Below are 1,012 nucleotides of genomic sequence, written 5' to 3'. Positions count from 1 at the left end.
CAGGCCACCGGCACCGACAACTTGCCACCGATGGAGGCCGCCCCACCGATAGCCGCGGCCGGGTGCACCGCTCCGGCACCGCCGCCGAGCAGGCCACCGAGCCCACCCAGACCCGGCAGCGCCTTGGCCGCCGCCGGAGCCGCACCACCGATCAACCCCACCGTCTTGGAGATCTGGGTGAAGGTGTTGGCCATACCGGTACTGAAGTACGGCAGACCCTCGGTGTTATAGAACAGGCTGGCGAACGGGCTGTAGCCGTTGACGGCCGCCCCCAGGTTGGTGGGGAAGGCGGTCTGGCCGGTCAACAGGAACCACAGCTCGCTCATCGGGTTGGTCGTCTGTTGAGCGGCCGCGGCGGCCTGCGGGGCCGCGGTCGTCGTGGCGGTGGTGGCCGCCTTTTGCGCGACGTTGGCCGCGTTGCCGGCGGAAGTGTTGGCCGCCGCGTTGGCCACCGTGCTGGCCTGGGTGGTGGTGCCCGCGTCGTTGGTCACCTTCGGGGCGGCCTGGAACTGGGTGATGCCCTTGGTCGCCGCCGTGGACTGCACCGAGTAGTTGGCCATCGCCCCGGCATCCTGGGCCCAAAACTCGCCGTACTGGGCCTCCAACTGCGCGATCGCCCCGGTGTTCTGCCCGATCACGTTGGTGGCCTGCAACTGCTGCACCAACGCCCGGTTGGCCGCGATCACCGGCGGAGGCACCACCGCGGCGAACGCCGCCTCATAAGCCGCCGCCGCCGCGGCGGCCTGCACCGCGGCCTGCTCGGCCTGCGCCGCCGTGCTGGCCAGCCACTCCGCATACGGGGTGGCCGCGGCCGCCATCGCCGCCGAGGCCGTGCCCGCCCACTCCTCACTGGCCAGCTGGGTCACCACATTCTGATAACTCAACGCAGCCGACTGCAGCTCCGCGGCGATCGCATTCCACGCCGACGCCGCCGTCATCAACGACCCCGACCCCGGACCGGCATAAATCCGCGCCGAATTAACCTCCGGCGGAAGCGCCCCAAAATCAAACA

Annotated in this window: 1 protein-coding gene; it reads right to left on the bottom strand. The window is 70.4% G+C overall.

Annotated features, from left to right (window positions below; genetic code table 11):
- The coding region (locus A5691_RS02130; protein WP_068266398.1) for a PPE family protein at positions 1-1,012 on the bottom strand (1,012 nt) is incomplete at both ends.

The organism is Mycobacterium sp. E183, assembly GCF_001667735.1.
In the GTDB taxonomy this organism is placed as follows: domain Bacteria; phylum Actinomycetota; class Actinomycetes; order Mycobacteriales; family Mycobacteriaceae; genus Mycobacterium.
Note: the sequence above shows the minus strand (reverse complement) of the source record. Positions and strands in the feature narration are given on the sequence as shown.